Source organism: Pseudomonas sp. GD04058 (assembly GCF_029836855.1).
GTDB lineage: Bacteria > Pseudomonadota > Gammaproteobacteria > Pseudomonadales > Pseudomonadaceae > Aquipseudomonas > Aquipseudomonas bharatica.
In genome coordinates, this window is the sequence record NZ_JAOECN010000015.1 from 23,480 (window position 1) to 47,729 (window position 24,250).

17 protein-coding genes are annotated in these 24,250 nt (G+C 62.7%); 11 read left to right on the top strand and 6 right to left on the bottom strand.

Annotated elements, in window-relative coordinates:
* The first annotated feature begins 21 nt into the window (after positions 1–21).
* The 11 genes from N7650_RS14450 (at position 22) to N7650_RS14500 (ending at position 16,649) form a co-directional block, all read left to right on the top strand.
* Complete coding sequence (locus tag N7650_RS14450; protein ID WP_279898784.1) at positions 22–1,461, top strand: sigma-54 dependent transcriptional regulator; 1,440 nt, start codon at positions 22–24, stop codon at positions 1,459–1,461.
* Between the two features lie 727 nt (positions 1,462–2,188).
* Positions 2,189–3,577 carry a polynucleotide adenylyltransferase PcnB gene (locus N7650_RS14455; protein ID WP_009403751.1) on the top strand — a complete coding sequence of 463 codons (1,389 nt, stop codon included), beginning with the start codon at positions 2,189–2,191 and terminating at the stop codon, positions 3,575–3,577.
* Positions 3,574–4,053, top strand: a complete 480-nt coding sequence (gene folK, locus N7650_RS14460) for a 2-amino-4-hydroxy-6-hydroxymethyldihydropteridine diphosphokinase (RefSeq protein WP_009403749.1) — start codon at positions 3,574–3,576, stop codon at positions 4,051–4,053. The genes N7650_RS14455 and folK overlap by 4 nt, the downstream gene beginning before the upstream one ends.
* A gap of 606 nt (positions 4,054–4,659) precedes the next feature.
* On the top strand, positions 4,660–5,460 hold the full coding sequence (panB, locus tag N7650_RS14465) for a 3-methyl-2-oxobutanoate hydroxymethyltransferase (protein ID WP_009404315.1): 801 nt from the start codon (positions 4,660–4,662) through the stop codon (positions 5,458–5,460).
* Positions 5,457–6,314 carry a pantoate--beta-alanine ligase gene (gene panC / locus N7650_RS14470; protein WP_279898786.1) on the top strand — a complete coding sequence of 286 codons (858 nt, stop codon included), beginning with the start codon at positions 5,457–5,459 and terminating at the stop codon, positions 6,312–6,314. Before panB ends, panC begins: the two co-directional genes overlap by 4 nt.
* Positions 6,315–6,480: 166 nt before the next feature.
* Positions 6,481–8,145 (top strand): glucose-6-phosphate isomerase, encoded by a 1,665-nt coding sequence (gene pgi, locus N7650_RS14475; RefSeq protein WP_279898788.1) that lies wholly within the window; start codon positions 6,481–6,483, stop codon positions 8,143–8,145.
* Positions 8,146–8,277: 132 nt separating this feature from the next.
* Positions 8,278–10,212: an acetate--CoA ligase gene (gene acs, locus N7650_RS14480; protein ID WP_279898790.1), complete on the top strand. Its 1,935-nt coding sequence runs from the start codon at positions 8,278–8,280 to the stop codon at positions 10,210–10,212.
* A gap of 58 nt (positions 10,213–10,270) precedes the next feature.
* Entirely contained in the window at positions 10,271–11,143 is an 873-nt protein-coding gene (locus N7650_RS14485) for an oxygenase MpaB family protein (protein WP_279898792.1), read from the top strand.
* A 205-nt stretch (positions 11,144–11,348) separates the two neighbouring features.
* Entirely contained in the window at positions 11,349–12,527 is a 1,179-nt protein-coding gene (locus N7650_RS14490; RefSeq protein ID WP_009404308.1) for an acetyl-CoA C-acetyltransferase, read from the top strand.
* 78 nt (positions 12,528–12,605) lie between these two features.
* Complete coding sequence (locus N7650_RS14495) at positions 12,606–13,622, top strand: class I SAM-dependent methyltransferase (protein ID WP_279898793.1); 1,017 nt, start codon at positions 12,606–12,608, stop codon at positions 13,620–13,622.
* A 99-nt stretch (positions 13,623–13,721) separates the two neighbouring features.
* Positions 13,722–16,649, top strand: a complete 2,928-nt coding sequence (locus tag N7650_RS14500; RefSeq protein ID WP_279898795.1) for a DUF748 domain-containing protein — start codon at positions 13,722–13,724, stop codon at positions 16,647–16,649.
* Between the two features lie 112 nt (positions 16,650–16,761).
* On the opposite strand, the gene N7650_RS14505 is transcribed toward N7650_RS14500, so the two are convergent.
* The 6 genes from N7650_RS14505 to infB all read right to left on the bottom strand — a co-directional run bounded on the left by N7650_RS14505 (position 16,762) and on the right by infB (position 24,230).
* Positions 16,762–17,115, bottom strand: a complete 354-nt coding sequence (locus N7650_RS14505) for a BON domain-containing protein (RefSeq protein WP_009404305.1) — start codon at positions 17,113–17,115, stop codon at positions 16,762–16,764.
* A 372-nt stretch (positions 17,116–17,487) separates the two neighbouring features.
* Complete coding sequence (gene pnp, locus N7650_RS14510; RefSeq protein WP_009404304.1) at positions 17,488–19,593, bottom strand: polyribonucleotide nucleotidyltransferase; 2,106 nt, start codon at positions 19,591–19,593, stop codon at positions 17,488–17,490.
* A 253-nt stretch (positions 19,594–19,846) separates the two neighbouring features.
* Positions 19,847–20,116 (bottom strand): 30S ribosomal protein S15, encoded by a 270-nt coding sequence (rpsO, locus tag N7650_RS14515; protein ID WP_009404303.1) that lies wholly within the window; start codon positions 20,114–20,116, stop codon positions 19,847–19,849.
* A 149-nt stretch (positions 20,117–20,265) separates the two neighbouring features.
* A complete protein-coding gene (gene truB / locus N7650_RS14520) occupies positions 20,266–21,183 on the bottom strand; it encodes a tRNA pseudouridine(55) synthase TruB (protein ID WP_009404302.1) in 918 nt (305 codons plus the stop codon).
* 3 nt (positions 21,184–21,186) lie between these two features.
* The gene (gene rbfA / locus N7650_RS14525) at positions 21,187–21,588 is read right to left on the bottom strand and encodes a 30S ribosome-binding factor RbfA (protein ID WP_009404301.1); all 402 of its coding nucleotides are present in this window, start codon (positions 21,586–21,588) and stop codon (positions 21,187–21,189) included.
* A 122-nt stretch (positions 21,589–21,710) separates the two neighbouring features.
* Positions 21,711–24,230: a translation initiation factor IF-2 gene (infB, locus tag N7650_RS14530; protein WP_009404300.1), complete on the bottom strand. Its 2,520-nt coding sequence runs from the start codon at positions 24,228–24,230 to the stop codon at positions 21,711–21,713.
* Positions 24,231–24,250 lie beyond the last annotated feature (20 nt).

A 24,250-nucleotide genomic window follows, 5' to 3' on the forward strand; every position in this document is an offset into this window, starting at 1 on the left:
ACCGTCGAGAGAATTGAATCAATGCCTCATATTCTGATCGTCGAAGACGAAACCATCATCCGTTCCGCCCTGCGCCGCCTGCTGGAACGCAACCAGTACCAGGTCAGCGAGGCCGGGTCGGTGCAGGAAGCCCAGGAGCGGTTCAGCATCGCCACCTTCGACCTGATCGTCAGCGACCTGCGTTTGCCGGGTGCCCCCGGTACCGAGCTGATAAAGCTGGGCCAGGGCACACCGGTGCTGATCATGACCAGCTATGCCAGCCTGCGCTCGGCGGTCGACTCGATGAAGATGGGCGCGGTGGACTACATCGCCAAGCCGTTCGACCACGATGAAATGCTCCAGGCCGTCGCCCGTATCCTGCGCGACCGGCAGAATGCGCCGGCGGCGCCGGTGGAACGCAGCAACGCCAAGGCGCCTGCCGCGGACAAGGCGGCTGGCACGGCCAATGCCAACGGCGAAATCGGCATCATCGGTTCCTGTGCGCCCATGCAGGACCTGTACAGCAAGATCCGCAAGGTGGCGCCCACCGATTCCAATGTCCTGATCCAGGGCGAATCCGGTACCGGCAAGGAGCTGGTGGCCCGCGCCCTGCACAATCTCTCGCGTCGGGCCAAGGCGCCGATGATCTCGGTGAACTGCGCGGCGATCCCGGAAACCCTGATCGAATCCGAGCTGTTCGGCCACGAGAAGGGCGCGTTCACCGGCGCCAGTGCCGGCCGCGCCGGCCTGGTGGAAGCTGCCGATGGTGGCACCCTGTTCCTCGACGAGATCGGCGAACTGCCACTGGAAGCCCAGGCCCGCCTGCTGCGTGTACTGCAGGAAGGCGAGATCCGCCGGGTCGGTTCGGTGCAATCGCAGAAAGTCGATGTCCGCCTGATTGCCGCCACCCACCGCGACCTGAAGAACCTGGCCAAGGTCGGTCAGTTCCGCGAGGACCTTTACTATCGCCTGCACGTCATCGCCCTCAAGCTGCCGGCCCTGCGCGAACGCGGTGCCGACGTCAACGAGATCGCCAACGCCTTCCTCGCCCGCCAGGCGGCCCGAATCGGACGCAACGACCTGAAGTTCGCCCACGACGCCGAGCAGGCGATCCGTCATTACTCCTGGCCGGGGAACGTACGTGAACTGGAAAACGCAGTGGAGCGTGCGGTGATTCTTTCCGAGAGCCCGGAGATTTCCGCAGACCTGCTGGGCATCGATATAGAACTGAGTGACCTGGAAGACGACGACGCCTTCGACACCCTTCCGGCCATCGCCAGCCAGGCCAACGCCGCCAGCCATGAGCCTACCGAAGACCTGTCGCTGGAGGACTATTTCCAGCACTTCGTTCTCGAACACCAGGACCACATGACCGAAACCGAGCTGGCACGCAAGCTCGGGGTAAGCCGCAAATGCCTGTGGGAACGCCGCCAGCGTCTGGGCATTCCACGGCGCAAGAGCGGGGCCACCAGCGAAAGCTGACGGGAGGGTGCGACATGGTGTCACCCTCATTCGGTAACACCGCGTTTCGGCCAAAAACTGTTACCTCACGGCAACGCCGTAACAGAAACCGGGGCTTACGGTAACGAAACCCCGGTTTTTTTACGCCTCGAAAATGCCCCATGACCGTGCTAACCCCTTGTTTTACTGGGCTTTGCAAAAGTTGGCACGGCACCTGCTATATGTTCGGTACAAGAACAATAACAAGCACTGCAAAACACAATAAAAATAAGACGAATCGGCTCACGCACAATAAGAACAAGACGGCGGAGGCGCAGCTAACTGATTCTTTTGGAGAGGAGTTGTGTTTGGGGCTTGCCCCACAACCAGGTAGAGAACAACAAAAACTGCACTCAAGCAGAACCTGAACTGGTTGGATCGAAAGGTCATCGCAACGTCAGCGACCAAAGCAATCCGTTTGCTCTTGTACTCCCGGTTAGGGAGACAGTCCACAGGCCCCAGGGCATTCAGTGGATCAGGGCATGAACAAAAACAAGAAGCCCGACAAAAAAACAATAAGAGCACGCAACTACTTCTTGGGGAGCTTCGGCTCCCCTTGTAGCTTCCGCCTTCTGGCACTCCCTCTGCGCAGCGTTACCAGCCCATTTCTCGGGTGCCTACACCCTTTTCCGACTAAATGCTAGAATCCGTGCCCATCATGCGGCCATTCTTCCTTTCTGGCCGAAAATTCCTTCAAACAGTGCATCCCATGCTGAAGAAGCTGTTCCAGTCTTTCCGTCCCCCGGCGCGCGTCCAGCACCACAAGCGCACCACGCCCGAGGTGATCAACCATTCGCAGCACTCGCTGCAACGTCATCAATTCAGCCGTCACGCGGTGAACATCGTCGAGCGCCTGCAAAGCGCCGGTTACCAGGCCTACCTGGTCGGTGGCTGCGTACGTGACCTGCTCCTGGGCATCACCCCCAAGGATTTCGACGTCGCCACCAGCGCCACGCCCGAGCAAATCCGTGCCGAGTTCCGCAACGCACGCATCATCGGCCGGCGCTTCAAGCTGGTTCATGTGCATTTCGGTCGCGAAATCATCGAAGTCGCGACCTTCCGTGCCAACCATCCGACTGACGAAGAAGAAAACAGTCACCAGTCGTCCCGCAACGAAAGCGGACGGATCCTGCGTGACAACGTCTACGGCACGCTGGAGGACGACGCCCAGCGCCGTGACTTCACTATCAACGCGCTGTACTACGATCCGGTCAGCGAGCGCATCCTCGACTACGCCAACGGCGTGCACGATGTGCGCAACCGCCTGGTCCGCCTGATCGGCGATCCGACCCAGCGTTACCAGGAAGACCCGGTGCGCATGCTGCGCGCCGTGCGCTTCGCTGCCAAGCTCAACTTCGGCATCGAAAAGCATACCGTGCTGCCGATCCGCGAACTGGCGCCGATGCTGCGGGAAATCCCGGCGGCGCGGCTGTTCGAGGAGTCGCTGAAGCTATTCCTGTCCGGCCATGCAGCCGACACCTTCGAGATGCTGGTCGACCTGCAACTGTTCGACCCGCTGTTCCCCGCCAGTGCCGAGGCCCTCGAAGAACAGCCGACCTACACCCACACGCTGATCAGCAACGCGCTGATCAACACCGACCTGCGGGTGAAACAAGGCAAGCCGGTCACCCCGGCCTTCCTTTTCGCCGCCCTGCTCTGGCCTGCCCTGCCAGCACGCGCCCTGCAGCTGCAGGGCCGCGGCATGCCGCCGATCCCGGCAATGAACGAAGCGGCCCACCAGCTGATCTTCGAACAGTGCCAGCGCATCGCCATTCCCAAGCGCTTCACCCTGCCAATCCGTGAAATCTGGGATATGCAGGAACGCCTGCCGCGTCGCAGCGGCAAACGTGCCGACCTGCTCCTGGACAATCCGCGTTTCCGTGCCGGTTATGACTTCCTGCTGCTGCGCGAAAGCGCCGGCGAAGACACCGATGACCTCGGCCAGTGGTGGACCGATTACCAGGAATGCAATGAAAGCGAGCGCCGCGACATGATCCGCGACCTCGGCGGCCGCGAAGACGGCAGCGGTGCCGGCCCGCGCAAACGCAAGCGCAGCCCGGGCAAGCGACGTCGCGCCGACGGTGGCGCTGGCGAATGACCCAGCGCGCCTACATCGGCCTGGGCAGCAACCTGGCCAACCCCCAGGCGCAACTGCGCAGTGCCCTCGACGCGCTGGCGCAGTTGCCGGATACGCGACTGGCGGGCGTCTCGTCCTTCTATGCCAGCGATTCCCTGTCCCCGGGCCAGCCGCGCTACACCAACGCCGTGGCCGCGCTGGACACCAGCCTCGCCCCCCTCGACCTGCTCGACGCCCTGCAAGGCATCGAGGCCGACCAGGGCCGCGAGCGCAAGGAGCGCTGGGGGCCGCGCACGCTCGACCTGGACATCCTGCTTTATGCCGATCAGGTGATTGATGAGCCGCGCCTGAAAGTGCCGCACTACCACATGCACGCCCGCCCCTTCGTGCTCTATCCCCTTGCCGAACTGGTGCCAGAAGACTTCCGTCTGGCGGACCAACGCACCCTTGCATCACTGTTGGCAGATTGCCCGTTCGTCGGGCTGGAGCGGCTGTAGCAGGGCTTGGCTGAAAGCTGCGTCCTGGCGTGCATGTGCTTGCCTGGAGCTCTGTGGCGCTCAGGCGGCGCATCGCTGTGCATGACGATACTTTTTTAGCGCCCTCGAGATCGAGCGCCGCCCGCGCGGCGCATCGCTGGCAAGCCAGCTCCCACATTTGTTGCAACGTACCTATGCCTGTCAGGCCATAGTGATCGCCTTGTTTGTAAGGCGCGATACCGTGTCGTGCCCAACGGCCTCCCCACGGTGGATCATCGAACATCCAAAAACTGACAGCGGGGATCTCACAGGCCATGGCGCGTTGCAACAAATGTGGGAGCTGGCTTGCCAGCGATGCGCCGCGCGGGCGGCGCTCGGTCTTGAGGGCACTGAAGATGTTCCGACATGCGCTCCCACCGGTAACGCCAGTAACAATGCGGTAACACCGTAATTGACTTCCCCCCGCGCGCTCACGACTATAGGCGTCCCGTGGCACGACCGTGCCGTATACAAGGCCGGGAACGGATTTGACCCAAACACCACACTCGATGATGTGCCGTTCCAGAAGATGAATACATGCGTTGTACGCAGTGGTTTTTCACAGCGCCTGAACGAGGATTGCTTTTCATGCCAGACGTAACCCTGACCACTCTCCAGGCCCTCAAGGCCAAGGGTGAAAAAATCGCCATGCTGACCTGCTACGACGCGACCTTCGCCCAGGCGGCGGCCCGTGCCGGCGTCGAGATCCTGCTGGTTGGCGACTCCCTGGGGATGGTCCTGCAGGGCCACGACAGCACCCTGCCGGTGACCAATGCGGAAATGGCCTACCACGTCGCCAGCGTCAAGCGCGGCAACGAAGGTGCGCTGATCCTCGCCGACCTGCCATTCATGGCCTATGCCACCGCCGACCAGGCCTTCGCCAATTGCGCCGAGCTGATGCGTGCCGGCGCGCACATGGTCAAGCTCGAAGGCGCGGCCTGGCTGGGCGAGACCGTACGCCAGCTGGCCGATCGCGGCGTGCCGGTGTGCATGCACCTGGGCCTTACCCCGCAGGCGGTCAACATCCTCGGTGGCTACAAAGTCCAGGGGCGTCAGGAAAACCAGGCACGCCAGATGCGCGCGGACGCCATCGCCCTGGAGCAGGCCGGTGCCGCAATGTTGCTGCTGGAATGCGTACCAAGCGAGCTGGCTGCGGAAATCACCCAGGCGGTGAGCATCCCGGTGATCGGCATTGGCGCCGGCAGCGCCACCGACGGCCAGGTCCTTGTCCTGCACGACATGCTGGGCCTGTCGCTGAGCGGTCGTGCGCCGAAGTTCGTGAAGAACTTCATGGCCGGCCAGCCGGACATCCAGAGTGCCTTGCAAGCCTACGTGCAAGCGGTCAAGGACGTCAGCTTCCCCGGCAGCGAACACGGGTTCAGCGCATGAATACCGTCAAGACCGTCCTTGAACTGCGCGCCGCCGTCGCCCGTGCCCGCGGCGAAGGCAAGCGCATCGCCTTCGTGCCGACCATGGGCAACCTGCACAGCGGCCATGCCGCGCTGGTGACCAAGGCCGCCCAGCGCGCTGATTTCGTGGTTGCCAGCATCTTCGTCAACCCGTTGCAGTTCGGCGCCGGTGAAGACCTCGACAAATATCCACGAACCCTCGCCGCCGACCAGGAAAAGCTCCTCGAGGCCGGCTGCAACCTGCTGTTCGCCCCGACCGTGGACGAAATGTACCCGGACGGCATGGCCGTGCAGACCCGGGTCAGCGTCCCGCAACTGTCCGAAGGGCTTTGTGGCGCCAGCCGCCCGGGCCATTTCGAAGGCGTGGCGACCGTGGTCAGCAAGCTGTTCAACATGGTCCAGCCGGACATCGCAGTGTTCGGCCAGAAGGACTTCCAGCAACTGGCGGTAATCCGCGCCATGGTCCGCGACCTGAACATGCCGATCCAGATCATCGGCGAGCCGACCGTACGGGCCGAGGATGGCCTGGCGCTGTCGTCGCGCAACGGTTACCTGAATGCCGAGCAGCGTGCCATCGCCCCCGTGGTCTATCGCACCCTGAGCCAATTGGCCGATGGTATCCGCCAGGGCCGTCGCGATTTCCCGGCACTGATCGCCGAGGGTCGGCAGGCGCTGATCGACGCCGGCCTCAAGCCCGACTACCTGGAAGTCCGTCACGCCGTCGACCTGCGCCCCGCCCTCGCCAACGACCACGATCTGGTCATTCTGGTCGCCGCCTATCTTGGCCCTACCCGCCTGATCGATAACCTGCACCTCAATCTCGAAGCCAACTAAGCTCTCGGGACACACCGGGCCAGGACGCCCGGTGAACAGGCTGTAGCGAAATGACATATCTCAATGGCTTTTACCGGCCCGTCGCGAAATAATCCGCGACGGGCCGGTAACGGCTACACGTTCTCCGTGTCCAAGGCAGTTCAAGCAATCAAGGAACCCTGCAGCGATGGCGTATTACCGTACTCCTCATGATGTCACCGCACTGCCAGCCTGGCAGGCACTCCAGCAACACCGCGAAACCATGCAGGATTTCAGCATGCGCGAGGCCTTCAACGCCGACCCGCAGCGATTCAACCAGTTTTCCCTGAGCAGTTGTGGCCTGTTCCTCGACTACTCGAAAAACCTGATCAATGCCGAGACCCGCGACAAGCTGGTCGAGCTGGCCAATGAAGTGGGCCTGCAGCAAGCCATCCAGGCACTGTTCGCCGGCGAGATCGTCAACGCCTCCGAAGGCCGTCCGGCACTGCACACCGCGCTGCGCCGTCCGGTGGGCGACAAACTGAGCGTCAATGGCGTCAACGTGATGCCGGACGTGCATAAAGTGCTCAACCAGGTTACCGAGCTGGTCGGCAAGATCCACGATGGCCTGTGGCGCGGCTACAGCGAGAAGCCGATCACCGACGTGGTCAACATCGGCATCGGCGGCTCCTTCCTCGGCCCGGAACTGGTTTCCGAGGCCTTGCTGCCCTATGCCCAGCGCGGCGTGCGTTGCCACTACCTGGCAAATATCGACGGCAGCGAGTTCCATGAGCTGTCGGCCAAGCTGCGCGCCGAAACCACGCTGTTCATCGTTTCCTCGAAATCCTTCAACACCCTGGAAACCCTGAAGAACGCCCAGGCCGCTCGCGCCTGGTACCTGGCCCAGGGGGGGTCGGAAGCCGAGCTGTATCGCCACTTCATCGCCGTATCGAGCAACAAGGCGGCGGCCGTCGCCTTCGGCATCCGCGAAGAGAACATCTTCCCGATGTGGGACTGGGTCGGCGGACGTTATTCGCTGTGGTCGGCCATCGGCCTGCCGATCGCCCTGGCCATCGGCACCGCCAACTTCAAGGAACTGCTGTCCGGTGCCTACACCATGGACCAGCATTTCCAGAATGCCCCGTTCGAGCAGAACATGCCGGTGCTGCTGGCCTTGCTCGGTATCTGGTACGGCAACTTCTGGGGGGCGCAAAGCCATGCGATCCTGCCGTACGACCACTACCTGCGCAACATCACCAAGCACCTGCAGCAGCTGGACATGGAGTCCAATGGCAAGCACGTGCGCCAGGACGGCACGCCGGTCAACCATGACACCGGTCCGGTGATCTGGGGCGGCGTCGGCTGCAATGGCCAGCACGCCTACCATCAGTTGCTGCACCAGGGCACCCAGTTGATCCCGGCGGACTTCATCGTCCCGGTGGTGAGCTTCAACCCGGTCGCCGACCATCATCAGTGGCTGTACGCCAACTGCCTGTCGCAGAGCCAGGCGCTGATGCTCGGCAAGACCCGCGCCGAAGCCGAGGCCGAGCTGCGCGACAAGGGCATGAGCGAAACCGATGTGCAAAGGCTGGCGCCGCACAAGGTGATCCCGGGCAATCGCCCGAGCAACACCTTGGTGGTCGAACGCATCAGCCCGCGCCGTCTTGGCGCCCTGGTTGCAATGTACGAGCACAAGGTTTTCGTGCAAAGCGTGATCTGGGGTATCAACGCCTTCGACCAGTGGGGCGTGGAACTGGGCAAGGAGCTCGGCAAGGGCGTCTACCAGCGCCTGATCGGCGGTATCGAGGAGCCGGCAGAAGACGCTTCGACCCAGGGGCTGATCAACTACTTCCGCGGCCGTCACCGCGGCTGACCCCCGGTCGCCGCCCCCGGGCATGGCCGGGGGCAGCGGCTACACTATCCTGACCCCCGGCTGCCTTCGAAAGGCTTCCCCGCGTCGTCGACGAAGGCAACGCCGTCCATAACAACAGGACAGGTCGTGCCCATGTTCGATATCAGTCGATTCCCCCATGCCGATGCCGTCAGCCGTGCCGCCGAGCTGAGCCAGGGCGACTATGATCGCCTTTATCGCCAATCCATCGAGCACCCCGAGCAATTCTGGACCGAACAGGCCCGCCGGCTGGACTGGATCAGCCCGTGGAGCACCGTGCAGGACTGCGATATCCGCAGCGGCAAGGCGATCTGGTTCAAGAACGCCCGGCTCAACGTCAGCTACAACTGCCTCGACCGTCACCTTGAGGAACATGGCGACAGGCCGGCGATCATCTGGGAAAGCGACGACCCCTCGCGTTCGGCCACCCTTACCTATCGCCAGGTCCACCAGCAGGTGTGCCGCCTGGCCAATGTGCTCAAGCAGCGCGGCGTGAAGAAGGGCGACCGGGTGTGCATCTACATGCCGATGATTCCGGAGGCGACCTTCGCCATGCTGGCCTGCGCACGGATCGGCGCGATTCATTCCGTGGTATTCGGCGGGTTCTCACCGGATGCCCTGCGCGACCGCATTCTCGATGCCGACTGCCGCACCGTGATTACCGCTGACGAAGGCGTACGCGGTGGCAAGACTGTCCCGCTCAAGCAGAACGTCGACAAGGCCCTGGCCAGTTGCCCGAATGTCAGCAGCGTCGTGGTGGTACGGCGTACCGGTGGCAAGGTGGACTGGAGCGAACCGCGCGACCTCTGGTACCACGACGCAACGGCCGGTGCCGGCGACGACTGCCCACCGGAGCCGATGGATGCCGAGGATCCGCTGTTCATCCTCTACACCTCCGGCAGCACCGGCAAGCCCAAGGGGGTGTTGCACACCAGTGCCGGTTATCTGCTGCAGGCGACGATGACCTTTAAGGTGGTATTCGATTACCGCGACGGCGAGGTGTTCTGGTGCAGCGCCGATGTCGGCTGGGTCACCGGGCACAGCTATATCGTCTACGGGCCGCTGGCCAACGGTGCTACCAGCCTGATGTTCGAGGGTGTGCCGAACTACCCGGACGCCTCGCGTTTCTGGCAAGTGGTGGACAAGCACCAGGTCAACATCTTCTATACCGCGCCGACGGCCCTGCGCGCCCTGATGCGCGAAGGCCACGGGCCACTGCAGGGCACCTCGCGCAAAAGCCTGCGTCTGCTCGGCAGCGTTGGCGAGCCGATCAATCCGGAAGCCTGGGAGTGGTATTTCAATGCCGTGGGCGAGCAGCGCTGCCCTATCGTCGACACCTGGTGGCAGACCGAAACCGGCGGCATCATGCTCACCCCGCTGATCAGCAACCGGCATATCAAGCCCGGCTGCGCGACCCGGCCCATGTTCGGTGTACAGCCGGTACTGCTCGACGAGCAAGGCAAGCTGATCGAAGGCCCCGGCGCCGGGCTGCTGGCGATCAAGGCCAGCTGGCCGGCACAGATCCGCAGCGTATATGGCGATCACCAGCGGATGATCGACACCTACTTCAAACCTTTCCCCGGCTATTACTTCACCGGCGACGGCGCGCGCCGCGACGAGCAGGGCGACCTGTGGATAACCGGGCGGATCGACGACGTGATCAACGTTTCCGGACACCGCATCGGTACGGCCGAGGTGGAAAGCGCGCTGGTCCTGCATGACAGCATCGCCGAGGCCGCCGTGGTGGGTTATCCCCATGACCTCAAGGGCCAGGGTATCTACGCCTTTGTTACGCCGATGAATGGGGTCGAACCGGACGAAGCGCTGAAGAAGGAGCTGCTGGCACTGGTGAGCAAGGAGATCGGCAGCTTCGCCAAGCCGGAACTGATCCAGTGGGCACCGGCGCTGCCCAAGACTCGCTCGGGCAAGATCATGCGGCGGATATTGCGCAAGATTGCCTGCAACGAGCTGGAGAACCTGGGGGATACCTCGACGCTGGCGGATCCTTCGGTGGTGCAGGGGTTGATCGATAAGCGGCTGAATACCTGATATACCGGGTATTTTGGGGCCGCAAAGCGGCCCCAGCGACCTGAGCCCAAAGGTATTCATGGAAGCCCTACGCCGCCGCATCGAAACCCAGCTCCTCAGCCTCACCGGCCTGTCCCTCGGCCAGCTCGACCTGGAAAACCCCAAGGGCGACCCCGGCCTGTTCGGCCCGCAGAGCCTCAGTTGGCAGGTACACGGCGATTACCCCAGTATGCTGGCAGGCGGAATCAGTGCCTTGCTCCTGCAAATGCTTCACCCACTGGCCCTGGCCGGAGTCTGGGATCACTCCAATTTCCGCGAAGACATGCTCGGCCGGCTGCGCCGCACCAGCCAGTTCATCTCCGGCACCACCTTTGGCGCGACCGACGATGCCGAATGGCTGATCGAACGGGTCAAGACCATCCACCTGCAGGTCGCCGGCAACGCTGCCGATGGAACGCCCTATGCCGCCAGCGACCCGGACCTGCTGACCTGGGTGCATGTCGCCGAGGTACGCAGCTTCCTCGCCGCCCACCTGCGTTACCGCAACCGCCACATGGCCGATGCGGCGCAGGATGCCTACTACAGCGAAATCGCCCTGATCGCCGAGCGGCTGGGAGCGCGGGATGTGCCCAGGTCGCGGCAGGAGGTGGCGGACTATCTGCGCCGGGTACGTCCGCAACTGGTTTGCGACGAGCGCAGCCGCGAGGTGGTGCGGGTGCTACTGAATGCCCCGGCGCCGAGCCGGATAGCCCGGCCAGTGGGGAACCTGATGATGCAGGCGGGGATCGGCCTGCTGCCCGATTGGGCCGGCGACATGCTCGGGTTGAGGCTGGGCCCGGTGAAGCAGCGGGTGGTCGATCTGGGCATGAATGCGCTGGTCGGGCCGGTGTTGCGCTGGGCGATGCGGGATGGCTCGGTGCATCGGGCGCGGCGGCGGATGGGTCTGCAGTGACTTGATGGCCTCATCGCTGGCAAGCCAGCTCCCACAGTGTCCGCGTCGAACATAAGTCCTGTGGTCAACACAAAACCCTGTGGGAGCTGGCTTGCCAGCGATGAGGCCATCAAAGCCACCACTGCCCCGACCTGCCCATCTGTGCCACTATGCGCGAGCCCACCGCAGACTCAACGTCAAAACGAACAAGACAGAGGACTAGAGCATGCAAGATGTCGTAATCGTCGCCGCCACCCGTACTGCGGTCGGCAGCTTCCAGGGCGCGCTGGCGAATATTCCTGCCGTCGATCTCGGCGCCGCCGTGATCCGTCAACTGCTGGCCCAGACCGGCCTGGACGGCGCCCAGGTCGACGAAGTGATCCTTGGCCAGGTACTGACCGCCGGTGCCGGCCAGAACCCGGCGCGCCAGGCCGCGATCAAGGCCGGCCTGCCCCACGCAGTCCCCGCCATGACCCTGAACAAGGTCTGCGGCTCCGGCCTCAAGGCCCTGCACCTGGCGACCCAGGCGATCCGCTGCGGCGATGCCGAGGTCATCATCGCCGGCGGCCAGGAGAACATGAGCCTGGCCAACTACGTCATGCCCGGTGCCCGCACCGGCCTGCGCATGGGCCACGCGAGCCTGATCGACAGCATGATCAGCGACGGCCTGTGGGATGCCTTCAACGACTATCACATGGGCATCACCGCCGAGAACCTGGTGGAAAAGTACGGGATCAGCCGTGAAGACCAGGATGCCTTCGCCGCCGCCTCCCAGCAGAAGGCTGCCGCCGCCATCGAAAGCCGGCGCTTCGTCGAGGAAATCACGCCGATCCTGATCCCGCAGCGCAAGGGTGATCCGGTTGCATTCGCCACCGACGAGCAACCCCGCGCCGGCACTACGGCCGAGGCCCTGGCCAAGCTCAAGCCGGCGTTCAAGAAGGACGGCACCGTTACCGCCGGCAACGCTTCTTCACTGAACGACGGCGCGGCCGCCGTGATGCTGATGAGCGCGGCCAAGGCCGAGGCGCTGAACCTGCCGGTGTTGGCGCGAATCAAGGCCTATGCCAATGCCGGTGTCGATCCGGCGATCATGGGCATCGGGCCGGTCAGCGCCACCCGCCGCTGCCTGGAGAAGGCCGGCTGGAGCCTGGACCAGCTCGACCTGATCGAAGCCAACGAGGCCTTTGCCGCCCAGGCCCTGTCGGTGGGCAAGGAGCTGCAATGGGATGCCTCGAAGGTCAACGTCAACGGCGGAGCCATCGCCCTTGGCCATCCGATCGGCGCGTCCGGCTGCCGCGTGCTGGTGACCCTGCTGCATGAAATGATCAAGCGCGATGCCAGGAAAGGCCTCGCTACCCTGTGCATCGGTGGTGGCCAAGGCGTGGCCCTGGCGATCGAACGCTGATCGACGCGGGGAGGGGCTGCCCGGCCCCTCCCCGTTGCGCAACTGGTAAACTGCACGCCCGCAACCAAGGCCACGTGCATGTCTTCCTTGAACCAGGCGCTGCGCGCCGCCCTCGACAACCGTCAATCCCTTCTCGCCGAACTGCATGCCCAGGGCACCGACTGCTATCGCCTGTTCCACGGCAGCCAGGAAGGCGCCCCCGGCCTCACCGCCGACCGCTATGGCCCACAGTTGCTGGTGCAGAGCTTCCACCAGACCGTGGAGCGGAACGACCTGCTGGACCTGCACGCGACCATCGAGAAGTTCCTCGGCCAGCAGTTGCACCTGGTCTATAACGACCGCTCCCGGGGCAATAGCCGGGTGGATCGCCATGACACCGTCCATGAGGCCAGCGACGAGGCGCTGGCCGATATGGTCGGCCACGAGTGGGGCCTGAACTACCGGGTGCGCGGCCGCCACGCCGGCCAGGACCCGCTGCTGTTCCTCGACCTGCGCAACGCCCGCGGCTGGGTCAAGCAGCATAGCGCTGGCAAGCGCGTGCTCAACCTGTTCGCCTACACCTGTGGCGTCGGCCTTGCCGCTGCGGCGGGCGGCGCCCGTGAGGTATGCAACCTGGACTTCGCTGAAGGCAACCTGGCCGTGGGCCGGGAGAATGGCGCGCTCAATCCACAGGTAACACCGATGGAGTTCGTCCAGTCCGACTATTTCCCGGCCATTCGCCAACTGGCAGGATTGCCGGTCAGCCAGCGCCGTGGACAGAAACTGCCCTCTTACCCGCGCCTGCAGGCACGCCAGTACGACCTGGTATTCCTCGACCCGCCGGCCTGGGCCAAGAGCGCCTTCGGCACCGTGGACCTGTTGCGCGATTACCAGAGCCTGCTCAAGCCGGCACTGCTGACCACTGCCCAGGACGGCGTGCTCGTCTGCAATAACAACCTGGCCAAGGTCGATATGGACGATTGGCGTGAATTGGTATTGCGCTGTGCCGAAAAGGCGGGACGCCCGGTGCGGGAATGGCAGGTAATTACACCGGCAGCCGACTTCCCCTCCTCGGACGCTCGCCCGCCGCTGAAAACCCTGGTGTTGCATCTCTAAAGATTTGTATAGCGTGGCTGTCGGATCGCTCCGACAGCCTTCGGAACTCCATTTACCTGCCATACTCTAAGCGTCCCGCTCTCCACGCAGATGCCGCACATGCCCAAAGGATTGAAACGCGCCCTCGGCGCCTTGTTGGTTGCGCTTGCCCTGTACAGCCTTCTCGGCTTCTTCATCCTCCCCGGCGTTGCCCTGCGAATTGCCAACCAGCAGTTGGCGCAGTACGCCACCGTTCCCGCCCACCTACAGCGCATCGAACTCAACCCGTTCAGCCTTGAGTTGACTGTCTGGGGCCTGCAGATCGGCGAGCCGGGCAAGGAACAACTCGGCTTCGAGAAGCTTTATGCCAACCTGCAACTGGATAGCCTATGGACCAAGGCCTTGCACCTGGAGCGGGTCGAGCTGGTCAAGCCACGTACCGAGGTACTGTTCGCCAAGGATGGACAACTCAACCTGGTCAATCTGTTCAAGCTCCCCCCCAGCGAATCCAAGCCCGAGGAACCGGCCAGCGAACCGTTTCCACTGCGCATCGGCAGCATCCGCCTGAGCGACGGCTACCTGCATTTCGAGGATGCCCGCCCGAGCGAGCCGATCGAATTCCTCTACGATGCGATGAACCTGGAGTTGAAGAACCTCAGCACGTTGCCTGACGACAACACCGACATGACGTTGGTAGCTACCGGCCCCAACGGTGGCCAGATCGACTGGACCGGCACCTTCAGCCTGTCGCCGATCGCCTCCAAGGGCTCGCTGAAAGTCAGCGATGCCAAGATGAAAGCCTTCTGGCCCTACGTTCGCGATGCCGCACCGCTGGTGCTCGAGGATGGCACCTGGAACCTGCAAAGCGACTACAACTTCAGCCTCGGCAAGCAGACCGAGCTGCTGCTGGAGAACGTGGCGCTGGGCGTATCATCCTTCGCAATCAAGGCGCCGGACGACCGACCGCTAGCACGCTTGGCCAGGCTGGATGTCAGCGAAACCTCCATCGACCTGGCGAAGCAACTGGTCACCGTCGGCAAGATCCGCAGTGACCAGCTGGAAACCTGGGCTGCCCTGGAAGCCGATGGGCAACTGGACTGGCAGAAACTGTTCGCCAGCCAGCCGCCCAAGGCCACCGAAAAGCAAAAGGCCGAGCCCGCCGCCGCCGAACCTACGCCGAAAGAACAGGCCGTGGAGGACAAACCTTGGCAGGTGCTGCTCAAGGACACCCAGGTGCGCAACTACCGGGTTCACCTCGCTGACCGTACCCGGAAAGAGCCGGTTGCCCTGGATGTGGGCCCGCTGAACGCCGACCTGCAGAACTTCGACAGCCTCAACCAGTCGCCCTTCACGCTCAGGCTCGATAGCGGCGTCGGCAAGCAGGGCAAGCTGCAAGCGGCCGGCGAGGTCAACCTGGCCCCCGTGAAGGCGAAGCTGAAAGTCAGCACCCAGGACATCGACCTGCGCATTGCCCAGGCCTACATCAGCCCGTTCATCCGCCTGGAATTGCGCAGCGGCATGCTCGGTGCCGATCTCGACGTCGATCTGAAGAGCGCGGAGCCGCTGGCCTTCACCGTCGCCGGCAAGGCCCGCGTCAACCAGATGCACACCCTCGACACCATCAAGGACCGCGACTTCGTCAAATGGCAACAACTTGACCTGAGCGGCATCGACTACCGTCACGGCGACGCGCTGAGCATCGGCCGGGTCGATCTGCAACAGCCCTACGCGCGCTTCATGATCAACGAGGACCGTACCACCAACATCGACGACCTGCTGATTCCGCAGCCCGCCGGCAAAGAGACCACGCCCCAGGCCAGGACTGCGGCCAGCAACGAGAAGCCGCTGGGCATACGCATTGGCCAGATCACCATCAATGACGGCTCGGCAAACTTTGCCGACTTTAGCCTGACGCCGAACTTCGCCACCGCCATCCAGCAGCTCAATGGCCAGATCGGCACCATCGACAACCGCCAGCCGGTTCCGGCCAAGGTCGATGTGAAAGGCAAGGTCGACCGCTATGCGCCGGTAACCATCAAGGGCGCGCTCAATCCCTTCAACCCGCTGGCCAGCCTGGATATTGCCACCAGCTTCAAGCGGGTCGAGCTGACCACCCTGACCCCTTACTCCGGCAAGTTCGCCGGGTATCGCATTCGCAAGGGCCGGCTCAACCTCGATCTGCACTACCTGATTACCAACGGCCAGCTCAAGGCCGAAAACAAGGTGGTAGTGGAGCAACTGCAATTGGGTGAGAAGGTCGACAGCCCGGATGCCGTGGACCTGCCAATCCGCCTGGCGATCGCCCTGCTGAAGGACACCGAAGGCAAGATCTCCATCGAATTGCCGGTCACCGGCGATCTCAACAACCCGCAGTTCAGCGTAATGCCGATTGTCTGGCAGACGTTGCGCAACCTGGTTTTGCGCGCGGTACAGGCGCCGTTCAAGCTGATCGGCGGGCTGATCGCCGGCGGCGGCTCCGAAGACCTTGGCACCGTCGCCTTCACCCCCGGCTCCAGCGATCTGACTGCGGACGCCCAAGGCTCGCTGGACAAGCTCGCCGCCGCCCTGCAGCAGCGCCCGACCCTGCGTCTGGAAATCGAAGGCACCAGCGCCCAGAGCAGCGATGGCCCGCTGATCGCCGGGCAGCGCCTGGAAAGGGAATACCAGAGCACTTATTACAAGATGCTGCAGCGACGTGGCGACAAGGTACCAGCCCAGGCCTCGATGCTTCAGGTGCCGGAAGATGACAAGCCGGCCATGCTCGAGGGCATCTACCGCTCCCGCCTGAAACAACAGCCACCCAAGGAATGGGAGCAACTGGACACCAAGCAGCGCATTGTCAATATGCGTGACGCGGTGCTGAAGAGCTGGGCGGAAAGCAGCGTTCTGCTTCGTCAACTGGGCCAGGCGCGGGCCAGCAGCATCAAGGACTATCTGGTGGACAAGGGCAAGCTGGAGGATGACCGCGTCTATTTCATCGATGCCAGCCTGGGCGAAGCCGAATCCGACGGGCGGGTCATCACCCCGTTGCACCTCGACGCAGAGTGATTTCCCGTGAGCCAAAAAAGTGAGCCCCGGCGCATGGCCGGGGCTCGGGGCGCCCAAATCCTTTTGGGCTGTCGCATGAACCGTCAGGATCAGCGAGCGGAACAAACCATTATCAGTTGGTTTTCAGGCCATCAGCCGAAACAGCCTGTACACCTTTGATTTTCTTGGCGATGGCAACGGCGGTGTCTTTCTGCGCCGAAGTCACGGCCACGTCGGAGGACAGCGATACCACACCCTTGTTGGTCTCGACCTTGATGTCGGTACCTGGAATACCTTTCTCGGTGACCAGGTCGGCTTTGACCTTGGTGGTGATCCAGGTGTCGGAAGTGGCTTCCTTCGCTTTGGTCACTTCACCGGCTGCGAGCATCATCGGAGCCTGGGTGGACTGTTGAGCAGCGAAGGCGACATTGCCCAGGGTCAGGGTCAGGGCAGTAGCGGTGGCAGCAGCGATAGCGAACTTCTTCATACGAGACACTCCTGTTTTTCGAAAGGGCCTGCGCCGACATGTCCTGGCGGCAGGTGTACCTGAGTTATTGCAGGGGCTGTGCCAGTTTTTTATCCAAATAAAATCGTTTAAAAACAGTAACTTACGAATTAAGAGGTTTCGCTGGATCGTGCAATTTGCAAAGTGGGCTGCCGTTTCGCTTGCAAGATGCAAGTTACCAAACCCGAAAGCACAACACCGACCCTGTGGGAGCTGGCTTGCCAGCGATTGCTGCAGTGAATTCACCATAGCAATCGCTGGCAAGCCAGCTCCCACAGGGGTTGGTGCAAGCATTCAGAATGCATAAAAAAAGGGCCCCGAAGGGCCCTTTCATTCAGCTATGGTCGCGAGGACTCAGACGCCCGATGCCTTGGCAGCAGCAACGTCCTTGATCGACAGCTTGATACGGCCGCGGTTGTCCACGTCCAGTACCAGCACTTCGACTTCCTGGCCTTCCTTCAGCACGTCGGTGACCTTCTCGACACGAGCGTCGCTCAGCATCGAGATATGCACCAGGCCGTCCTTGCCCGGCAGGATGTTGACGAAGGCACCGAAGTCGACGATGCGCTCTACCTTGCCGACGTAGATCTTGCCGATCTCGGCCTCGGCGGTGATGCTCAGTACGCGCTGGCGTGCAGCTTCAGCGGCGTCCTTGGTTTCACCGAAGATCTTGATCGAGCCGTCGTCTTCGATATCGATCGAAGCCTTGGTTTCTTCGCAGATGGCACGGATGGTCGCGCCGCCTTTGCCGATGACGTCACGGATCTTGTCGGTGTCGATCTTCATCGCGATCATGGTCGGCGCGTTTTCCGACAGCTCGCTGCGGGATTGGGCGATAACCTGGTTCATCTGGCCGAGGATGTTCAGGCGCGCTTCAAGGGCCTGGCCCAGGGCGATTTCCATGATCTCTTCGGTGATGCCGTTGATCTTGATGTCCATCTGCAGCGCGGTAACGCCCTTGGCGGTACCGGCGACCTTGAAGTCCATGTCGCCCAGGTGGTCTTCGTCACCCAGGATGTCGGTCAGGATGGCGAACTTCTCGCCTTCCTTCACCAGGCCCATGGCGATACCGGCAACTGGCGCCTTCATCGGCACACCGGCGTCCATCAGCGCCAGGGAAGCACCGCAGACCGAAGCCATGGAGCTGGAGCCGTTGGATTCGGTGATTTCCGATACGACGCGGATGGTGTACGGGAATTCGTCGGCAGCCGGCAGCATGGCCTGGACCGAACGACGGGCCAGACGGCCGTGACCGATTTCGCGACGGCCAGCACCGCCCATGCGACCACACTCGCCCACCGAGAACGGAGGGAAGTTGTAGTGCAGCATGAAGGGGTCTTTCTTCTCGCCTTCCAGGGTGTCCAGCAACTGTGCGTCACGGGCAGTACCCAGGGTTGCAACGACCAGGGCCTGGGTCTCGCCACGGGTGAACAGTGCGGAACCGTGGGTCTTCGGCAGAACACCGACTTCGATGTTCAGCGGGCGAACGGTCTTGGTGTCGCGGCCGTCGATACGTGGCTTGCCGTTGACGATGTTTTCGCGAACGGTGCGGTATTCGATCTCGCCGAAGATGTCCTTCACTTCACCAGCGCCAGGCTGGCCTTCTTCGCCGGAGAACCTGGCGACCGCCTGGTCGCGCAGCTCGCCCAGGCGGGCGTAACGGTCGGCCTTGACGGTGATGGTGTAGGCCTGGGAAACGGCTTCGCCGAACTCGGCACGAACGGCGTTCAGCAGTTCGGTGTTGGCAACCGCAGGTTTCCAGTCCCAGGTCGGCTTGGCGGCTTCGGCGGCGAATTCCTTGACGGCCTGGATCACGGCCTGGAATTCGTCGTGGGCGAACAGCACGGCGCCCAGCATCTGGTCTTCGGTCAGTTCCTTGGCTTCCGATTCAACCATCAGTACGGCGTCGGAAGTACCGGCTACGACCATGTCCAGGCTGGAGGCAGCCAGTTGCTCGTAGGTCGGGTTCAGCAGGTAACCGGTGCTTTCGTGGAAGGCAACGCGGGCAGCGCCGATCGGGCCTTCGAACGGGATGCCGGAGACGGCCAGCGCAGCCGAGGTACCGATCATCGCAGCGATGTCCGGATCGGTCTTCTTGCTGGTGGAAACGACGGTGCAGACGACCTGCACTTCGTTCATGAAACCTTCTGGGAACAGCGGACGGATCGGACGGTCGATCAGGCGCGAGGTCAGGGTCTCTTTCTCGGAAGGACGGCCTTCACGCTTGAAGAAGCCACCAGGGATCTTGCCGGCGGCGTAGGTCTTTTCCTGATAATGGACGGACAGCGGGAAGAAGCCCTTGCCCGGGTCGGCCTGCTTGGCACCGACAACGGTGACCAGCACGGTGACATCATTGTCGACGGTGACCAGTACGGCACCGGACGCTTGACGGGCGATACGGCCCGTTTCGAGGGTTACGGTCGATTGACCGAACTGGAATTTCTTGATTACCGGGTTCACGGTTTCCTACCTTCTCTTCAGTTGCACTTGGGGGAACTGGTTTCTTGCGAATTCTTGGGCAGAACGGGGAATCGGCCCCATTGACCGTCCAGATAAAACTAGAGGTTGGGAGCCTGCCCTGCCATCGCGCTAAGCGCTCCGGCGGAACAGCCAACCAACCTCTCGGATACGCGGGGTGCGTTCGCGTGCCGGGGAGCCGAAGCCCCCGGCTGACGACCGCAGTACGCCGCGCACACCACTGGTCGGGCCGCTATTAGCGACGCAGACCCAGACGACCGATCAGGGCGCTGTAACGAGTGGTGTCTTTGCCTTTCAGGTAGTCCAGCAGCTTGCGACGCTGGTTAACCATGCGGATCAGGCCACGACGGGAGTGGTGGTCTTTACCGTTGGCCTTGAAGTGGCCTTGCAGCTTGTTGATGTTGGCGGTCAGCAGGGCAACCTGCACTTCCGGGCTACCGGTGTCGCCGGCGGCTTGCTGATAGTCGGCAACGATCTGAGCTTTTTCTTCAACGCTGAGTGCCATTTGGCTTTCTCCAAATCAACGGAAACCCGAAGGTTCCCAACAGGCCAGGGACAAGCCCTGTATTAAGAAAATGAGGTGTGACCATGCCTGTTGACAGCCACCCTCGTGTCCCCCAGTACCTGGCCAAGGCCCTGCACTGACGGTTTCGATCATTCCGACCGAATCAGTCGACGCGGCGCGATGCGCCCGTCTTCGCTCACTTCACCGATACCGATGAAGCGACCGTTGTGATCCTGAACGCGGACCATGCCGAATTTCGGCGCGTCCGGCGAACGTACCGGCTGACCATGCAACCAGTAGAAAGCACTGTGCTCGGAGAACTGCAGCAACGGCCAGTCCTGCAGACCGCTGTCGGAAGGCATCAGGAAGCGATCGATCGCTTCGTTGCCACCTTCGGCGTGGGCCGCCTCGAGTTCTTCGAGGGTCACGGTCTGGGCCAGCTCGAACGGTCCGGCCTGGGTCCTGCGCAGTTCCGCGACATAAGCACCGCAGCCCAGTACCTCGCCGATGTCCTCGACCAAGGTGCGAATATACGTGCCTTTGCTGCAGCCGACCGACAGGCGAACCCGGGTGCCTTCGCACTCCAGCAGTTCCAAGCGGGTAATAGTAACAGAACGCGCTTCACGCTCCACTACTTCCCCTGCACGGGCCAGTTTGTACAGCGGCTGGCCATCACGCTTGAGAGCCGAGTACATCGGCGGTATCTGGCTGATTTCACCACGGAATCGTGGCAGAACCGCTTCAATGTCCGCGCGACCAACGGTCACATCGCGGGTGCGCAGCACTTCGCCTTCGGCATCCGCAGTACTGGTGGTCTGACCCAGTTGCATGACCGTCTCGTAGCCTTTGTCGGAATCGAGCAGGTACTGGGAGAACTTGGTGGCTTCGCCAAAGCACAGCGGCAGAACGCCACTAGCCAGCGGATCGAGGCTGCCGGTGTGTCCGGCCTTCTCGGCGTTGAGCAGCCAGCGGACCTTCTGCAACGCGGCGTTGGACGTGAACCCCAACGGTTTGTCGAGCAGGATGATGCCGCTGACGTTACGGCGGATGCGTTTGACCTGGGCCACCGGTTACTCCTTGTCGCTGTCCGGAGCGTCGGCGCTCTGGTGCAGGCTGTCCTCGGCAACGGCGCGCTCGATCAGGGCCGACAGGTGGGCACCGCGGCTGACGCTTTCGTCATAGTGGAAATGCAGTTGCGGCACGCTGCGCAGCTTCATTTCGCGACCAAGCTGCATGCGCAGGAAGCCGGCGGCGGAATTGAGGACCTTCAGGCTTTGCTGGATCGCATCGTCGCCTTCCTGGCCCATGACGGTGATGAACACCTTGGCATGGCCGACATCGCGACTGACATCGACGGCGGTGATGGTAACCAGGCCGACGCGCGGGTCTTTCACTTCACGACGAATCAGCTGGGCCAGCTCGCGCTGCATCTGATCGCCGATACGTTGGGTACGGCTATATTCTTTTGCCATGTCTTGCTACCTGTAACTAAAGCGGCAAACGCCCGGCCAGGCATGAAGCCTGACCGGGCGTTGCGTTCAGAGCATCCAGCGGGGCCATGCGGCCACCTGCCTGGCGCTTCCAAGCTCGCGCATCAGAGCGTACGAGCCACCTGGACTTTCTCGAAGACCTCGATCTTGTCGCCGATCTTGACGTCGTTGTAGCTCTTGACGCCAATACCGCACTCCATGCCGTTACGGACTTCGGACGCGTCGTCCTTGAAGCGACGCAGCGATTCCAGCTCGCCTTCGAAGATAACCACGTCTTCGCGCAGTACACGGATCGGGCGGTTACGGTAGACCGTACCTTCCACGACCATGCAACCGGCGATGGCGCCGAACTTCGGCGAACGGAACACGTCACGCACTTCGGCGACACCCAGGATGTTCTCGCGAACATCGCTGCCGAGCATGCCGGTCAGGGCCTTCTTGACGTCTTCGATGATGTCATAGATCACGTTGTAGTAACGCATATCCAGACCTTCCTGCTCGACGATCTTGCGCGCACCGGCATCGGCACGCACGTTGAAGCCGAACAGGACCGCATTCGAAGCCAGCGCCAGGTTGGCGTCGCTCTCGGTGATACCACCGACACCGCCGGCGACCACGCGAACCTGTACTTCGTCGTTGCCCAGGCCACCGAGGGAGCCCTGCAGGGCTTCGAGAGAACCACGAACGTCGGCCTTGAGGACGATGTTGAGGGTCTTCTTCTCTTCCTGGCCCATGCTTTCGAAGATGTTTTCCAGCTTGCCGGCATGAGCACGAGCCAGTTTGACTTCGCGGAACTTGCCTTGGCGGAACAGCGCGACTTCACGGGCCTTCTTCTCGTCAGCCACAACGCTCAGTTCGTCACCGGCATCCGGAGTGCCGTCCAGGCCGAGGATCTCGACCGGGATCGACGGGCCGGCTTCCTTAACAGGCTTGCCGTTCTCGTCGAGCATGGCGCGAACGCGACCGTAGTTGGAGCCGCAGAGGACCATGTCGCCCTGACGCAGGGTACCGTCCTGAACCAGCACGGTAGCGACCGGGCCGCGGCCCTTGTCCAGACGCGATTCGACCACGACACCACGACCTGGAGCGGTAGGCATCGCCTTGAGCTCGAGAATCTCGGCCTGCAGCAGAACGGCTTCGAGCAGTTCGTCGACACCGGTACCCATCTTCGCCGAAACCTTGACGAACGGAGTGTCGCCACCCCAGTCCTCGGAGGTCACGCCGTGAACGGCCAGTTCGTTGCGGATGCGATCGAGGTCGGCACCCGGCTTGTCGATCTTGTTCACCGCAACCACCAGCGGTACGCCGGCAGCCTTGGCGTGCTGGACGGCTTCGACGGTCTGCGGCATCACGCCGTCGTCCGCCGCAACCACCAGGATCACGATGTCGGTAGCCTTGGCACCACGGGCACGCATGGCGGTAAACGCGGCGTGGCCCGGGGTGTCGAGGAAGGTGACCATGCCGCGGTCGGTTTCTACGTGGTAGGCACCGATGTGCTGGGTGATACCACCCGCCTCGCCGGCAGCGACCTTCGCACGACGGATGTAGTCGAGCAGCGAGGTCTTGCCGTGGTCGACGTGGCCCATGACGGTCACGACCGGTGCACGGGAAACGCTCTCGCCTTCGAACTTCAGCGATTCGGCCAGGGAGTCTTCCAGGGCGGTGTCACTGATCAGGGTGACCTTGTGACCCAGCTCTTCGGCGACCAGTTGAGCGGTCTCCTGGTCGAGCACCTGGTTGATGGTCACCGGAGTGCCCAGCTTGAACATGAACTTGACGACTTCAGCGGCCTTGACCGACATCTGTTGCGCCAGTTCGGAAACAGTAATGGTCTCGCCGATGGTCACGTCGCGGATAACCGGACCGGTCGGGCTCTGGAAACCGTGGGCGTTGCGCTTCTTCGGCTTGGCCTTGCCGCGGCCGCCACGACGGAAGCCATCGCTTTCCTCGTCGGTGGTACGTGGGGCAGCACGAGGGGTCGGAGCTTTCTCTTTCTCCTTGACCTTGACCGAAACACGCGGCGCTTCGTTGCGGCGCTCGCCACCACGACGGTCGTCGTCACGGGTGCGGTCGTTGCGACGGTTGTCGTCTTTCTTGCGCTCGGCGGTCGGAGCCGGAGCAGCAGCTTCGACAGCTGCCGGGGCAGGCGCCGGAGCGGCTGGCTGGGCGGCCGGAGCTGGCGCTGCGGGCGCTGCAGCCTTGTCGGCAGCCGCCTGGCGACGAGCCTCTTCCTCGGCGCGTTGACGCGCTTCGGCCTCGGACTTCTCGCGGGCTGCGTTTTCGACGGCGCGCCGCTCTTCCAGCTCGCGTTTCTGCTCGGCCTGGATCTCTTCCGGGCTGCGCTGGACGAAAACCTTCTTCTTGCGTACTTCTACGCTGATGCTCTTGCTGCCGGCAACACGCAGGGTGCTGGTGGTCTTGCGCTGCAAGGTGATCTTGCGCGGTTCTTCCACTTTCGCCTTGTGACTGCTTTTCAAATGGGTCAGCAGAGCCTGCTTTTCACTATCGCTCACCAGCTGACCGGCGTCGGTGTGCGGCAGACCTGCCTCACGCATCTGCTGCAGCAGGCGCTCTACCGGTGCAGCGACCTCTTGGGCCAATTCTTTCACCGTGACTTGCGTCATGCACTTCTCTCCTCAGGCCA

Bases quoted from the DNA above. Each gene is read 5' to 3' on its own strand.
- panB (WP_009404315.1), top strand. From the start codon at position 4,660: ATGCCAGACGTAACCCTGACCACTCTCCAGGCCCTCAAGGCCAAGGGT.
- pgi (WP_279898788.1), top strand. From the start codon at position 6,481: ATGGCGTATTACCGTACTCCTCATGATGTCACCGCACTGCCAGCCTGG.
- N7650_RS14455 (WP_009403751.1), top strand. From the start codon at position 2,189: ATGCTGAAGAAGCTGTTCCAGTCTTTCCGTCCCCCGGCGCGCGTCCAG.
- N7650_RS14495 (WP_279898793.1), top strand. From the start codon at position 12,606: ATGTCTTCCTTGAACCAGGCGCTGCGCGCCGCCCTCGACAACCGTCAA.
- folK (WP_009403749.1), top strand. From the start codon at position 3,574: ATGACCCAGCGCGCCTACATCGGCCTGGGCAGCAACCTGGCCAACCCC.
- panC (WP_279898786.1), top strand. From the start codon at position 5,457: ATGAATACCGTCAAGACCGTCCTTGAACTGCGCGCCGCCGTCGCCCGT.
- rpsO (WP_009404303.1), bottom strand. From the start codon at position 20,116: ATGGCACTCAGCGTTGAAGAAAAAGCTCAGATCGTTGCCGACTATCAG.
- N7650_RS14490 (WP_009404308.1), top strand. From the start codon at position 11,349: ATGCAAGATGTCGTAATCGTCGCCGCCACCCGTACTGCGGTCGGCAGC.
- rbfA (WP_009404301.1), bottom strand. From the start codon at position 21,588: ATGGCAAAAGAATATAGCCGTACCCAACGTATCGGCGATCAGATGCAG.
- N7650_RS14500 (WP_279898795.1), top strand. From the start codon at position 13,722: ATGCCCAAAGGATTGAAACGCGCCCTCGGCGCCTTGTTGGTTGCGCTT.
- N7650_RS14485 (WP_279898792.1), top strand. From the start codon at position 10,271: ATGGAAGCCCTACGCCGCCGCATCGAAACCCAGCTCCTCAGCCTCACC.
- N7650_RS14450 (WP_279898784.1), top strand. From the start codon at position 22: ATGCCTCATATTCTGATCGTCGAAGACGAAACCATCATCCGTTCCGCC.
- N7650_RS14505 (WP_009404305.1), bottom strand. From the start codon at position 17,115: ATGAAGAAGTTCGCTATCGCTGCTGCCACCGCTACTGCCCTGACCCTG.
- infB (WP_009404300.1), bottom strand. From the start codon at position 24,230: ATGACGCAAGTCACGGTGAAAGAATTGGCCCAAGAGGTCGCTGCACCG.
- acs (WP_279898790.1), top strand. From the start codon at position 8,278: ATGTTCGATATCAGTCGATTCCCCCATGCCGATGCCGTCAGCCGTGCC.